Source organism: Streptomyces sp. NPDC054956, from assembly GCF_053609185.1.
This window is the reverse complement of record NZ_JBSGXB010000200.1, coordinates 1-14,060: the sequence shown is the minus strand read 5'-3', so window position 1 is coordinate 14,060 and position 14,060 is coordinate 1. Positions and strand designations below refer to the sequence as shown.

Genomic DNA, 14,060 nt, shown 5'->3' with positions numbered 1-14,060 from the left:
GGGCGACCCCGTCGACGGCGGTGATCCCGCCGAAGCGGACCCGGATCCCCGACACGGCCAGGAGGGGCGCTCCGGCCGGAGCGGGGGCCGACGCGTCGAGCGGCGCCCGCGCGTGTTCCCGTACGTCGCCCAGTGCCCCGGTGGTCCGGAGCGGCGGCCCCGGCTCCGCCGGATGCCGGCGCTCGGCCCAGTTCAGGAGGGCGTCCCGTACCCCGTGTCCCAGCTGGGCCAGGCCGCCCGGAAAGTACATCAGCAGCACCAGCAGCCCCAAGGAGCTGGTCAGCATCGGAGCCACCTCGCTGTCCGGGAACAGCGCGGGCACCCCGGTCAGCCAGGCGGCCCCCAGCACCGGGCCGGTCGGGGAGCCGAGACCGCCGATCACCGCGACCGAGACCAGCAGGAGGGAGTCCCCGCTCAGGAAGAACCGGTCCGACCAGGGGATCGACTGCACCGCTCCGGCGAGCAGCGCCCCGCCCGCGCCCGCCGTGAAACCGGCCAGGGCGAAGGCCCGCAAGGTGGTCCGCAAGGGTGGAACGGCCCAGGCGGCGGCCGCGTCCGGGTTGTCGCGCACCGCGATCACGGCCCGTCCGGCGGCGGTGCGGCGCAGCCGGGCGAGGAGCCCGAGCACGAGCACCAGGACGGTCAGGACCACGTAGTAGTAGGTGCGGGGCGCGGTGACGTCCAGGCCCAGGAAGGTGGTCCGGGGCAGCGGCACCGACTGGCCGAACCCGCCGCTCAGGAAGGGCTGTCGGTACAGGTACTGCTCGGCCGCGACCGCGAAGGCGAAGGTCGCGGCGGCGGCTCCGAGGCCCCGCGAGCGGGCCGTGCCCGAGCCGGCCGCCAGTGCCAGCAGGACGGAGAGGGCCGCCGTCGCCGCCGCCGCGAGGAGGATGGCGACGGGGAGCACGGTGCCGCGCAGCGCGTGCACTCCCAGCGGCCCGAGGTCGAGGCGGACGCCCCGGTGCAGGGTGGCGGCGGTCAGCGCCCCGATGCCGGCGAAGGCCATCTGGCCCAGCGAGAGCTGCCCGGCCCAGCCGGTGGTCACGGTCAGCGAGGCGGCGCAGACGGCCAGGGCGAGCGCCGTGGTCCAGAGCATGATGCGCGAGGGCTGGGTGACGGCCAGCGGAAGGGCGATCCCGGCCGCGCAGAGCAGCAGCGGCCCCGCCTTCCCGAGGTGGCGCACCCACCGGAGGCGGCGCAGCGCGGGTGGTACCGGCCGTACCCGCGGGGTGTAGGAGTGCGTCCAGACGGCCCCGGTCTCGCGGTCGGCGGTCCGCGCGCCCCGGCCGGAGCCGCGCAGCGAGGCGGCCAGCACGATCGCGAGCAACAGCAGGTCGGCCAGGCCGGGTTGGCCGAGGGTGTGGAAGCGGACCAGGGCCTCGCCGACTCCGATGGCCACCCCGGCGCCCAGCGCGACCGGGATCGACATCAGCCGGGCGAGGGCGGCGGCGGCCAGGGCGCGCAGCAGGGTCTGCGGGCCGAGCCGGGCGAGCTCCACGGCGGAACCCTGCTGCCCGGCGACCAGGACCATGGCGAGCGCGGCGAGGAATCCGGCCGCCGCCCAGACCAGCGTGGAGGCGAGCTTCGGGCTGATCCCGTGCAGCCGGGCCAGCTCGGGCCGGTCGGCGGCGGCGCGCACGGTCAGCCCGAAGGAGGTACGGGTGAGCAGGGCGCCGAGTCCGAGCGCGACGGGCGGGACGGTGAGGACGACGGCCAACTGAGCGGCGCCGACCGTGAGTCCGGGCAGCGGACTCCACGACCCGGCGAAGGGGAGCGGATAGCGCGGCGCGGCCCCCGCAGCGCCCCCGTCGAGCGAGGGATAGGAGGCGGCGATCACCAGCGCGAGCTGGGCCACACCGATGGTGGCCACCAGCACGATGACCCGCGGCGCGGTGAACAGGCGTCGGACGACGGAGAGTTCGACGGCGGCACCGAACGCCGTGCCGGCGAGCAGGGCCACGGGGAGCGCGAGGGCGTAGGGGACGTGGTAGCGGACGGTCAGCAGCGCGAGGAGGGCGGAGCCGACCAACCCCATCGCGGCGGCCGCGAAGTTGACGACCCGGGTGGAGCGGTGGACGAGCACGACGGAGACGGCCAGCAGCCCGGTGACCAGTCCGCCGACGAGCCCGTCGAACAGCAACTGCGGCGTGGCGAAGCTCATCGGTGCCCCCCGTCGGCCGGGCGGTCCGGGCCCGCGGGCGAGCCGGGGCCGGAGCCCGCCACGGGACCGCCGGCGGCCGGCTCCGGGTCCGCGCCGGCCGGCACCGGCTGCGGGTCCGCGCCGGCCGGCACCTGCTCCGGGTCCGTGCCAGCCGGCTCGCCACCGCCCAGGAAGACCGAGCGGAGCAGGTCCTCCCGGCCGCGCAGCGACTCGGCCGGTCCGGTGAAGCGGACCCGGCCCTTCTCCAGGAACACGGCCCGGTCCGCGACCCGGAGCGCCCGGTCCACCGACTGCTCGACGATCACCATCGTGACCCCGTCGGCCTTGAGACCCCGCACCACCTCCAGGACCTCCTGCGCGGCGGCGGGCGACAGCCCGAGCGTCAGCTCGTCCAGCAGCAGTACCTCGATGTCGTGCACCAGGGCCATGGCCAGGGCGAGCTGCTGCTGCAGGCCACCCGAGAGCGAACCCGCAGTGGCGTCCCCTCTGCGAGCGATCGCGGGTACGTGGCCGAGGGCCCGCTCGATCCGCCGGTCCCGGTCGGCCGGGTCGGAGCGGTACAGATGGGCGCCCGCCCGCATGTTCTGCCGCACCGTCAGCCCACCGAACACCCCTTTGCCGCCGGGCATGAGCACCACTCCGAGCCGGGAGCGCTGCTCCGGCGAGGCGTACGTGATCGTCGTACCCGCCAGCCGCACCACCCCGCCCGACGGAGTCCCGAGACCCGAAACCACCCGCAGCAGCGAGGACTTGCCGCTCCCGTTCGTCCCCAGGAGCGCCAGCACCTCGCCGCGCCGCACCTCCAGCTCCACGCCGAACAGCACCCGAACCGGCCCGTACCCGAACTCCACCCCGCTCACCTGCAGCAGCGGTACCGAGCCCGGCTCCGCCGTCTGCCGGTCCCGCTCCGCCCGCTCCTCGCGGAGCTCCGCGCCCACCCGCTCCAAGTCCTCCCGGATGTACGCCGATCCGCGCATCAGCAGCAGACCGCCGACCAGCGTCGCGGGCACCCCCACCGCCAGCACCGCGACCCGGGGCCCGAACGCGCTCTGCAGCAGCGCCGCGAGCAGCGCCCCGCCGGTCGCTCCGACGAAGAACACGTAGATCCCGCCGAGCGCCGCGCCCAGCCCGCGCAGCCGGTACGGGGCCACCGACTGCAGGACGGGCGTGACCATCGTGAACGAGACGGTGACCAGCACCGCGCCCGGAATCCCCGCCACCGTGAACCAGAGCAGGCTCGGCATCGCGTACTGCACCGGCAGCAGCAGCGCGGCCGGCACCAGCAAGGCGCCCACCAGGCGCAGCGCGCGGGCCGGATCGGCCTGGTAGAGGCGGTCGTAGCGGCGGCCGACGAGCGGCAGCGCGACGAGAGAGGCGACGGCGCCGAGGGTGGCGTACGAGCCGCGCTCCAGCGCGTCGGCGCCGTAGTGGTCGGCGGCGAAGAGGTTCATCAGCAGGGGACCGGTGAACATCCCGAAGCCCATCGCCGCGAAGGCGAGCACCGAGGTCCGCAGGGTCCGGATGGACAGCAGCCGGGCGAAGGCGGCCTCGGTGGACACCGGCCCGGGCCGGTGTCCGGTGACGACCTCGCCCAGTACCGCGGTCATCTCGTGCTGCCCGCGCGGCGGTTCGGGTAACCGGAAGGCGGCGCAGGCGGCGATCCCGGCCGGCACGGACAGGGCGAGGAAGGCCCAGCGCCAGCCCGCGTCCCCGCCCGCCCACGCCGCGATCGAGCCCGCCGCCAGTGGACTGAGCACGGCGGCCGCCCGGGTGCCCATGCCCTGGGCGGCGGCGAGGCGGCCGCGCACGGCGATGGGATAGGTGTCCGCGATGAGGGTGGAGCCGGCCGGGATGGTGCTGGAGCGGGCCACGCCGGCGCCGAAGCGGGCGAGGAAGAAGAGGAAGACGTTGCCGGCGGCCCCGGAGGCGGCCACCATCGCGGCGAATCCGAGCCCGGCCCATCCCAGCAGCCGGCCGCGCCGCATCCGGTCGGCCAGCCAGCCGAGGGGGACCATGCCGAGCACGATGAACGCCCCCGCGGCGGAGCCGACGAACACCATCACCCCGTCGTCGACCCCGAAGGTGTCGCGGATGTCGGGGGCCAGGACGGCGAGGGTGGCGGACTCCAGCTCGTCGAAGGCCACCAGCGCGAGGAGCACGTAGAAGACGGACCGGCCACCGCCGCCGCGCAGTCCTTCGCGCAGCGACCCCACCCGCGTACCCGCGGGCAGCGCGTCCCGCCGTTCTCGCCGCGCCGTCCGTGACGCCATTCGCCCTCCAGTGCTGTGACCGGCAAGGTTCACCGGGTCCACCGGCCGCGCGAGCGTAGACGCAAAAGCCTTACATCACTAGGGTTTCGCGGGATGGACGACGCGCACCGCAGGACCCGTGGCCCCTACGCCAAAGGCATCGCCCGCCGAGCCGAGATCCTGCGCGCCGCGCTCGCGGTCTTCGCCGAACAGGGCGACAGGGGAACTTCGTTGAAGGAGGTGGCCGACCGGGTCGGTCTCTCCGAGGCGGGCGTGCTGCACTACTTCGGTTCCCGCGAGGGGCTGTTGCTCGCCGTCCTCGCGCAGCGCGACGAGAACTCCGTCGCGTCCGCGGTCGCCCGCCACCGCGGCCACGCGCTGGGCGCGCTCGCCGAGATCGCCAGGGACAACGTGCGCGAGCCTGGACTCGTACGCCTCTACGCGAGCCTGTCGACGTCCGCGACCGACCCGGGGCACCCGCTGCGGGCGCACTTCGCCGGACGGTACGCCGCCACCCGCGAGCTCATCGCGGAGAACCTGCGCAGGCTCCAGTCGCAGGGGCGGGTGCGGCCCGGTCTCGACGCGGACGCGGTGGCCGCCCTGGCGATCGCCGCGCTCGACGGTCTGCAGGTCCAGTGGCTGTACGACGGGGACGTGGACATGGCGGCGGCGATGGAAATCCTGGTGGGGTTGATCATGGACGCCGGGTAGGGTCCGCCTGTCGGCGCGGCGCTACGGGAACCACGGGGATGGGCAGGTCAAGCATGGAGCAGGCGAAGACGGGGACGGCGGCGGTGACGGCGGCGGCGACGGCCGAGCTGGTCGGCAAGCGGATTCGGCTGGAGCCGTTGGAGCTCCGCCACCACGACGGGCTGTGCGATGCGGTCCGCGACGGCAGCCTGTGGGAGCTCGCGGTGACGATCGTCCCGCACCCGGACGACGTACGGGGCTTCATCGAGGACGCCGTCGCGGCACGCGCGGAGGGCACGCAGATCCCGTACGCGACGGTGGACGCGGAGACGGGGCAGGTCATCGGCTCGACCCGGCTGATGGTGATCAACACCGCGAACCGGCGGCTGGAGATCGGCTGGACCTTCCTCGCGGAGTCCCGTCAGCGCACCGGCGCGAACGTGGAGGCGAAGCTGCTGATGCTGACGCACGCCTTCGAAGTGATGGGGATGAACCGGGTCGAGCTGCTGACGGACGTACGGAACGCGAAGTCGCGGGCGGCGATCACCCGGCTCGGCGCGACGCACGAGGGCGTACTGCGCCACCACATGGTCATGCGGGACGGCTGGATCCGGGACACGGCGGTCTACAGCATCACGCGCCCGGAATGGCCGGAGGCGAAGCGAGGCCTCGAGGCCCGCCTGGAGGCGGGCCGCACCACCGGCTGACCCCGGCCGGGCCCCGAGCCGCTGACCGGGCCCGGACCTACCGCTCCGCCCGGGCCAGGAAATGCGTGTCGGCGTCCTCGTACGTGGCCAGGTGCCAGCCCGCCGCTTCGAGGGCCGGGCGGAGGTTCGGCTCGGCCAGGGGGTCGTCGGGGCTGACGGCGCGGCCGTGGCGGGCGGCGCGTTCCGCGCGGCCGGAGGGGTGGAAGAGGAGCAACTCCCCACCGGGGGCGGTGATACGGGCCCATTCGCGCAGCGCGGTGTCCGGACGCGGCAGATGGTCCAGGAGACCGGCGGCGAAGGTGCCGTGGACGGAGCCGGTGGCGAACGGGAGCCGTCCGCAGTCGGCCAGCAGCAGCCGCGCCGGACCGCCGCGGCCCTCCCGGGAGGCGGCCGTGAGCATCGCGTGCGTGAGGTCGACCCCGATCACGATGCCGGCGGCTCCGACCAGGGCCCGCAGCGCGGGCAGCGCGCGGCCGCTGCCGCAGCCCAGGTCGAGCGCGCGCTGCCCGGGCCGTAGCCGCATCCGGGCGACCGCGGCCTCGTACGCGGGGGTCTGGTAGGCGAACCGCTCCTCCCAGGCGGCGGCCCGGGGCGTGAAGAAGGCCCGGGTGGCGGTGGTCCCGGCCCGCCCCGCGACCAGCTCGGCGAAGCGGCGCAGCACCTCGCGGTCGGCCTCGCCCGCGTCGGGCAGCCCCCACGCGCTGGCGCCCACGCGGAACCCGTGCGGTGCGGCGGAGCCCCCGAGCAGCGGGTCCGTGGCCCCGCAGTCGCCGGCCCCCGTACCCGCCGCCTCCGCGAGGAGCCGGGCTCCGTCGCCGAGCGCGAGTACGGGCACTTCGGCGGCGAGCGCCGGACCGACGAGGGGCAGTGCGGCGGGGGTCGCCGTGGGGGCGAGGATCAGGGCGTCGATGCCGGTGAGGCCGGCCGGGAGCGGATCGTCGGCGTCGGTCCGGCACGGGCGGATCCGCAGACCGGCCGCCTCGATGGCCTCGGTGGGCGCGTCTCCGATCACGAGGACGGCCATCGGCGCCTCCCTTCCTTGCGCGTGCTGACGCACAGGCTCTCGCATGTGAGCTCGAACGGCCGGAATGGACCGCACATGCGTAAGGATGCCCCGATCAGGCTCTCATTTGCCAGGGGCGCGCGCGCCGAACACCGCTGGTGGGTGCGCGGGAGCCTCCCCGCGCCACGGACCCGTCCGGCGGGCGTCCGCGCTGGTCAAAGCTCCAGGCCCGGGTTCCGCGGGGCCCCGTGCAGAACGGCCGGTTCCCGGGTATTGAGGTGGCGCAACCTCTGGTAGTAAAGTTTCCTAACGAAGTCGCCCGAGCATCAACTCCCTTATGGAGGACCTGTGTTCACCCCCCACCGCAAGCGACTGGCCATCAGTGCCCTGCTCGGAACCACCCTTCTCGCCGTACCCGTCACCGCCCACGCGACCGCGTCCCCCGACGCGACCCCCACCGCGCAGGTGTCGGCGGCCGCCGCCGTCGGACTCGACGATCCGGTGAAGAAGGACATCGCCATGCAGATCGTCTCCAGCGCCGAGAACTCCTCGCTGAACTGGAAGGCGCAGTACAAGTACATCGAGGACATAGACGACGGCCGCGGCTACACGGCCGGCATCATCGGCTTCTGTTCCGGCACCCACGACATGCTCGAGCTCGTCGAGTACTACACGAGCGTCAAGCCGGGCAACGTGCTCGCCAAGTACCTCCCGGCACTGCGGAAGGTCGACGGCAGCGACTCGCACTCGGGCCTCGACCCCAACTTCACCAAGGACTGGGTCAAGGCGGCCTCCGACTCCGAGTTCAAGAAGGCCCAGGACCACGAGCGCGACCGCGTCTACTTCAACCCGGCCGTGAACCAGGGCAAGTCCGACGGGGTGGGCGTGCTCGGCCAGTTCATGTACTACGACGCCATCGTCATGCACGGCAACGGCACGGACTCCACGAGCTTCCGCAACATCCGCAAGCGCGCCCTCTCCAAGGCCAAGCCCCCGGCCCAGGGCGGCAACGAGACCACCTGGCTCAACGCCTTCCTCGACGCGCGCGTCTGGGCGATGAAGCAGGAGGAGGCGCACAGCGACACCAGCCGCGTGGACACCGCGCAGCGCGTGTGGCTCAAGAAGGGCAACCTCAACCTCAACACCCCGCTGGACTGGAAGGTTTACGGGGACCCGTTCCACATCGGCTGACCCGTCCCACGAGTACGTGACGACGGCCCGGGGCGAACCTCCTCCCCACCCCGGGCCGTTGTCCGCGGCGTCCGCCGGGCCGTCCCTTTCGGATCAGGATCCGAAAGAGACGGCCCGAGCCTTTGCGTGGCGCGCGCGGTGTGCGAGGAGGAGCAGCGCGACCGGGGCGAGGCCGAGGGGGAAGCCGGAGGGTTCGAGGATCCAGCCGCAGAGGAGGACCCACGCCGCCAGGGTCCAGCCCAGGTAGCGCGGGATCTCCTGGTCGGCGCGGGCCATCCGGACGACCAGCAGGCCGAGCAGGATCAGCGGGACCGCGAAGCTGCCGGGCATGGCCCAGAACAGGCGGAGCGAGTCGAGGTGGGCGGGATCCTCGATGGCGGCCCGGCCGTGCAGCGTGCCGGAGAGCCAATCCCCCCAGCTCGACCCGGTCTTGACGGTGAAGAAGGCCATGTGGGCGAAGCCGATGAACACGGTGCTTCGCCCCGCCCAGATGGTCAGGGTGCGCGCGCGGGCCGCGCCGGCGGCCGTCACGCCGACGGCCGGAGTAATTACGGTACTGCTAGTTCCGATACTCATGGTTCCGTATGATGCCGCCGTGGAGCCTTCGAAACAAGCCCCCGGCCGACCGCGGGACAGCCGCGTGGACGACGCGATCCGTGACGCGGTACGGGAGTTGGTGCCGGAAGTCGGATACGCGGCCCTGACCATGGACGCCGTGGCCGCGAGAGCGCGCGTGGGCAAGGCGGCCATCTACCGCCGGCACGCCTCGCGCGGCGAACTGGTCTTCTCCGCGCTCGTGCACGGGCGGGAACCGCAGCCGCTGCCGGACACCGGATCGCTGCTCGGGGACCTCACCGCGCTCGCGCACCTGATCCTGGGGATCTTCTCCGACCCGGTGGTCGCCGCCGCGACCCCCGGCCTGCTCGCGGACCTGAAGCAGCAGCCCGACATCGCGGCGCGCTTCCAGGAGACCTTCATCGCCGGAGAGCGTGCGCAGGTGGCGAACCTGCTCGAACGGGCCTTCGTGCGGGGCGAACTGGCCGCACGGGCGGACCCCGCGCTGGTTCACGCCACGGTGCTCGGGACCGTCTTCGCCTGGGTGTTCCTCATGGCCGAGCCGCCGACTGCGGCCCTCGCCCCGCGCATCGCCGCGGTGGCCGCGGCGGCCGCGCGCGGGGAGTAGGAGGGAGTACCGGCCGGGGTCAGCTCGTGGCCGACGGGCGCAGGTGGGTGCGCTGCCCGTCGTGGTCGAGGATGCACAGGATCTCGGCGGGCCCGTCGTACGCGCCGAAGGCGTGCGGGACCATCGTGGAGAACTCCGCGGCCTCGCCCGCCTTCACCAGGATGTTGCGCTCGCCCAGCAGGAGTTCGACCGTGCCCGACAGGACGGTGAACCAGTCCTTGCCGGGATGGACCCCCAGGGTCGCGGTGTCCCGGGCGGGCGCCGGCTTGGTGAGCCGGATCTTCGCCACGGTGGTGCCCTGAGGCCCGCCGTCGCGGCTCAGCAGCCAGCTGGTCATGCCCCGCGCCTCGTCGTGGTGCGGCCGGATGACGACGTCGTCGTCGGTGGCGGACTCCACCAGTTGGTCGAGCGTGGCTCCCAGCGCCCGGGCGATGGGGCTCAGCTGGTCGAGGCTGATCCGCCGGTGGCCCGTCTCGATGCGGCTGAGCGTGGACGGGCTGAGGTAGCAGCGGGCGGCCAGGTCGTCGAGCGACCAGCCCTTGGCCAGGCGCAGGCCCCGGATCCGGGTGCGGACGAGGGCGTCGAGATCGCTGTCTTGCGTCATACGCAAGATGGTATGCCAGGACTGCAAGGCGCTCGTAGGCTTGGTCCATGGACATCGACAAGGACACGGATCAGCGCCACGGCGGCCAGGCCCACGGCGGGCACGCCCACGGCGGCCACGATCACGCCGGCGGCCACGGCGGCCACGGCGGTCACGGCGGCCACGGCGGCCACGATCACGCCCACCCCCAGCACGGCCCGGCCGACGATTCGGCCCTCGCCGAGCTGCTGGACCTCGACGGCGAGGTCCTGGAGGGCTATCTCACCGAAGCCACCGGAGTGATCGCCGGCCTCGCGGGCCAGGAGCCGCCCGTCCGCCGCGTCCTCGACGTGGGCAGCGGCACCGGAACCGGCACCTTCGCCCTCCTGCGACGCTTCGAGCGGGCCGGGGTGACGGCCCTGGACGTCTCCGACGGCATGCTCGACCGCATCGGGGCCAAGGCCCGCGCCCTCGGCCTCGCCGACCGCGTCCGCACCGTACGCGCCGACCTGGACGAGCCCTGGCCGGCCGTCGGCCCCGCCGACCTGGTGTGGGCGTCCGCCTCCCTGCACCACATGGCGGACCCCGGCCGCGCCCTCGCCGAGGTCTTCGCCGCGCTGCGCCCCGGAGGCCTCTTCGCGGTGGCCGAGTTCGAGACCTTCCCGCGCTTCCTCCCCGACGACATCGGCATCGGCCGCCCCGGCCTCGAAGCGCGCACCCACGCCGCCATCGACGCCGCCCGGGCCGCCGGCGTACCGCACCTCGGTTCCGACTGGGGAGCCCTGCTGGCGGCGGCCGGTTTCACCGTCGAGGCCGAGCGGACGATCGCCGTCGAGCTGACGGACCCGCTGCCCGCCGCCACCGGCCGCTACGCGCGGGCCTCCCTGGGTCGCGTACGCGACCACCTCGCGGACGCGCTGGACCCCGAGGACCTGGCCACCCTCGCCACCCTCCTCGACGGGGACGGCCCCGAGCGCCTCGAGCGCCGGACCGACCTCGGTGTCCGCGCCGAGCGCACGCTGTGGGTGGCCCGCCGGCCGTGACCGGGCGGGGCGCAACTGCCCCTGCGGTACGGGGTACAGGCGTGCGGCGATGTCACGGTACGGATTCCGTGGGCCCATTCCGTCACGGTCGGTCACCGGAATGGACCTGTGGGTCCCAAGTTGCGTCCGGTACCGATGTGTTTAGGAGGCGGAGCATCGAAATGTAACCCTTCTGATGCCTTGCCAACTGGCTTGACCGCGCCGTAAGCGGGGCATAAGTTCTGCCCCGGCTTGGTCCATCAGGGCGGGCCGACGAACTGTCCTCTGGGGGGACCTGTGCACTACTTCACCGACGTCGTCAAGCGATACGCAGACTTCAGCGGCCGCGCCCGTCGCCAGGAATACTGGATGTACGTCCTTTTCTACGTGGCGCTGGTGATCGTCGCCATGATCATCGACTTCGCGGCCGGCACCTACCCGCTGCTCTACAGCCTCCTCGTGCTCGGCCTCTTCCTCCCCACGCTCGGGGTGGGCGTGCGTCGCCTCCACGACCAGGGCAAGTCCGGCTGGTGGATCCTCGTCGGCTTCATCCCCCTCGTCGGCTGGATCTGGGCGATCGTCCTGATGGCCACCGAGGGCACCCCGGGTCCGAACGAGTACGGCCCGAGCCCGAAGGCCGTCCACGCCTGAGCAGGCCCGTGAACCGGTAGCGCCCGAGCGCCGCCCCTGGCTGGAAACAGTCGGTGGCGGCGCTTTCGGCATTTTCGGTGCTTTCGGCGGTGCCCGGACACCGTGCGTGACGTGCGTCTCGTCCGACCTTGCGCCGGGGGCTGTCCAGACCGGCCCGATCACGAGATATCTTGATGTCGAGCAATGTTGCAGACGAGAGACGCAGACTGTGGAGCGGAGCATCCGGTGACTGACTCGACCATCATCTACACGCACACTGACGAGGCCCCGGCCCTCGCGACGTATTCGTTCCTGCCTGTGATCCAGGCATACGCGTCGACGGCCGGTGTGAATGTCGAGACCCGTGACATCTCCCTGGCAGGTCGGATCATCGCCAGCTTCCCCGAGTACCTGGAAGAGGGCCAGCGGATCGCGGACGCCCTCGCCGAGCTCGGCGAACTGGCGAAGACGCCCGAGGCCAACATCATCAAGCTGCCCAACGTCTCGGCCTCGATCCCGCAGCTGAAGGCCGCGGTCGCCGAGCTCCAGGGCCAGGGATACGCGCTCCCGGACTACCCGGACGACCCGAAGAGCGACGAGGAGCGCGAGAACCGCGCCCGTTACGACAAGATCAAGGGCAGCGCCGTCAACCCGGTCCTGCGCGAGGGCAACTCCGACCGCCGCGCCCCCGCCTCGGTCAAGAACTACGCCAAGGCGCACCCGCACCGCATGGGCGCCTGGGTCCCCGAGTCGAAGACGAACGTCGCCACCATGGGCGCCGACGACTTCCGCTCCACCGAGAAGTCCGCCGTGATCTCCGAGGCCGGCACGCTGCGCATCGAGCACGTCGCCGCCGACGGCGCCGTCACCGTGCTGCGCGACTCCGTACCGGTACTCGCCGGTGAGGTCGTGGACGCGTCCGTCCTGCACGTCGACGCCCTGCGCACCTTCCTGAACGACCAGATCGAGCGCGCCAAGGCCGAGGGCGTCCTGTTCTCCGTGCACCTCAAGGCCACGATGATGAAGGTCTCCGACCCGATCATCTTCGGCCACGTGGTCCGCGCCTTCTTCCCGAAGACCTTCGCCCGCTACGGCGAGACCCTGGCCGCCGCCGGCCTGTCCCCGAACGACGGCCTCGGCACCATCCTGAACGGCCTGGGCGCGCTGCCCGACGCCGACGCGATCAAGGCCTCCTTCGACGCCGAGATCGCCGAGGGCCCGGCCCTCGCGATGGTCGACTCGGACAAGGGCATCACCAACCTGCACGTCCCGTCCGACGTCATCGTCGACGCCTCGATGCCGGCCATGATCCGCACCTCCGGCCACATGTGGGGCCCGGACGGCGCCGAGGCCGACACCCTCGCCGTCCTCCCGGACAGCAGCTACGCCGGCGTCTACCAGGTCGTCATCGACGACTGCCGCGCGCACGGCGCGTACGACCCGTCCACGATGGGCTCGGTGCCGAACGTCGGCCTCATGGCCCAGAAGGCCGAGGAGTACGGCAGCCACGACAAGACCTTCGAGATCGCCGCAGCGGGCACCGTCCGCGTCGTCGACGCCTCGGGTGCCACGGTCCTGGAGCAGGAGGTCGCCGCCGGCGACATCTTCCGCGCCTGCCAGACCAAGGACGCGCCGATCCAGGACTGGGTCAAGCTCGCCGTCACCCGCGCCCGCGCCACCGGCGTCCCGGCCGTCTTCTGGCTCGACGAGGGCCGCGCGCACGACGCGCAGCTGATCGCCAAGGTCAAGACGTACCTCGCCGACCACGACACCGACGGTCTGACCATCGAGATCCTCTCGCCGGTCGAGGCCACCGCGTACTCCCTGGAGCGCATCCGCCGCGGCGAGGACACCATCTCGGTGACCGGCAACGTGCTGCGCGACTACCTGACCGACCTCTTCCCGATCCTGGAGCTGGGCACCAGCGCCAAGATGCTGTCGGTCGTTCCGCTGATGAACGGCGGCGGCCTCTTCGAGACCGGCGCCGGCGGCTCCGCCCCGAAGCACGTGCAGCAGCTCGTCAAGGAGAACTACCTGCGCTGGGACTCGCTCGGCGAGTTCCTCGCGCTGGCCGTCTCCTTCGAGCACCTCGCCACCACCACCGGCAACGCCCGTGCCCAGGTCCTCGCGGACACCCTGGACCGCGCGACCGGCACCTTCCTCAACGAGGACAAGTCGCCGAGCCGCAAGCTGGGCGGCATCGACAACCGCGGCAGCCACTTCTACCTCGCGCTGTACTGGGCGCAGGAGCTGGCGAAGCAGACCGACGACGCCGAGCTCGCCGCCTCCTTCGAGGCGCTCGCCAAGACCCTGGGCGAGCAGGAGCAGACCATCGTCGCCGAGCTCATCGCGGTGCAGGGCTCGCCGGCCGACATCGGCGGCTACTACCAGCCCGACGCCGCCAAGGCCTCGGCGATCATGCGGCCGTCCGCGACGCTGAACCAGGCGCTCGCGATCCTCGGCTGAGGTCCGCCGCCCGAGCGGCCCGGCCGCTCGAACCGATCCACCGTGTGAACGGGTCCGCCCCCGACCGCAACAGCCCGCCGGGGCGGGCCTGTTAGGGGGGGCGGAAGCGGAAAACCAGGTGTGGTGCGGGCCCCCCGGGGGCTATTAAAACCACAAGATAAAGGGCGAAAATGCC

12 protein-coding genes are annotated in these 14,060 nt (G+C 72.9%); 7 read left to right on the top strand and 5 right to left on the bottom strand.

Translation table 11 applies throughout. From position 1 onward, the window contains the following. A partial coding sequence (locus tag ACWGDE_RS26290) for an ABC transporter permease subunit (protein ID WP_453391500.1) occupies window positions 1-2,161 on the bottom strand: 2,161 nt, incomplete at its 3' end. Then, complete coding sequence (locus tag ACWGDE_RS26285) at window positions 2,158-4,431, bottom strand: MFS transporter (RefSeq protein WP_453391499.1); 2,274 nt, start codon at window positions 4,429-4,431, stop codon at window positions 2,158-2,160. The genes ACWGDE_RS26285 and ACWGDE_RS26290, both read right to left, overlap by 4 nt. Window positions 4,432-4,524: 93 nt before the next feature. On the opposite strand from ACWGDE_RS26285, the gene ACWGDE_RS26280 reads away from it, so the two are divergent. Further along, window positions 4,525-5,121, top strand: coding sequence for a TetR/AcrR family transcriptional regulator (locus ACWGDE_RS26280; RefSeq protein ID WP_453391498.1), 597 nt, complete (start codon window positions 4,525-4,527; stop codon window positions 5,119-5,121). 38 nt (window positions 5,122-5,159) lie between these two features. Further along, window positions 5,160-5,807: a GNAT family N-acetyltransferase gene (locus tag ACWGDE_RS26275; protein WP_453391497.1), complete on the top strand. Its 648-nt coding sequence runs from the start codon at window positions 5,160-5,162 to the stop codon at window positions 5,805-5,807. Window positions 5,808-5,844: 37 nt separating this feature from the next. Here ACWGDE_RS26275 and ACWGDE_RS26270 read toward each other — a convergent pair whose 3' ends face one another. Next, on the bottom strand, window positions 5,845-6,831 hold the full coding sequence (locus ACWGDE_RS26270) for a class I SAM-dependent methyltransferase (protein ID WP_453391496.1): 987 nt from the start codon (window positions 6,829-6,831) through the stop codon (window positions 5,845-5,847). Window positions 6,832-7,158: 327 nt separating this feature from the next. On the opposite strand from ACWGDE_RS26270, the gene ACWGDE_RS26265 reads away from it, so the two are divergent. Next, window positions 7,159-8,001 (top strand): chitosanase, encoded by an 843-nt coding sequence (locus ACWGDE_RS26265; RefSeq protein WP_453391495.1) that lies wholly within the window; start codon window positions 7,159-7,161, stop codon window positions 7,999-8,001. Between the two features lie 93 nt (window positions 8,002-8,094). Here the strand turns inward: ACWGDE_RS26265 and ACWGDE_RS26260 are convergent, their stop codons facing one another. Beyond that, the gene (locus ACWGDE_RS26260) at window positions 8,095-8,577 is read right to left on the bottom strand and encodes a DUF6463 family protein (protein ID WP_453391494.1); all 483 of its coding nucleotides are present in this window, start codon (window positions 8,575-8,577) and stop codon (window positions 8,095-8,097) included. A gap of 64 nt (window positions 8,578-8,641) precedes the next feature. On the opposite strand from ACWGDE_RS26260, the gene ACWGDE_RS26255 reads away from it, so the two are divergent. Next, a complete protein-coding gene (locus ACWGDE_RS26255) occupies window positions 8,642-9,184 on the top strand; it encodes a TetR/AcrR family transcriptional regulator (RefSeq protein ID WP_453391493.1) in 543 nt (180 codons plus the stop codon). A 19-nt stretch (window positions 9,185-9,203) separates the two neighbouring features. Here the strand turns inward: ACWGDE_RS26255 and ACWGDE_RS26250 are convergent, their stop codons facing one another. Further along, window positions 9,204-9,788 carry a helix-turn-helix domain-containing protein gene (locus ACWGDE_RS26250; RefSeq protein WP_453391492.1) on the bottom strand — a complete coding sequence of 195 codons (585 nt, stop codon included), beginning with the start codon at window positions 9,786-9,788 and terminating at the stop codon, window positions 9,204-9,206. 47 nt (window positions 9,789-9,835) lie between these two features. Here ACWGDE_RS26250 and ACWGDE_RS26245 point away from each other — a divergent pair, with 47 nt between their 5' ends. From ACWGDE_RS26245 to ACWGDE_RS26235, 3 genes are all read left to right on the top strand, one after another. After that, window positions 9,836-10,810 (top strand): class I SAM-dependent methyltransferase, encoded by a 975-nt coding sequence (locus ACWGDE_RS26245; RefSeq protein ID WP_453391491.1) that lies wholly within the window; start codon window positions 9,836-9,838, stop codon window positions 10,808-10,810. Window positions 10,811-11,086: 276 nt separating this feature from the next. Further along, the gene (locus tag ACWGDE_RS26240) at window positions 11,087-11,440 is read left to right on the top strand and encodes a DUF805 domain-containing protein (protein WP_453391490.1); all 354 of its coding nucleotides are present in this window, start codon (window positions 11,087-11,089) and stop codon (window positions 11,438-11,440) included. 225 nt (window positions 11,441-11,665) lie between these two features. Beyond that, window positions 11,666-13,885: an NADP-dependent isocitrate dehydrogenase gene (locus ACWGDE_RS26235; protein ID WP_453391489.1), complete on the top strand. Its 2,220-nt coding sequence runs from the start codon at window positions 11,666-11,668 to the stop codon at window positions 13,883-13,885. Window positions 13,886-14,060 lie beyond the last annotated feature (175 nt).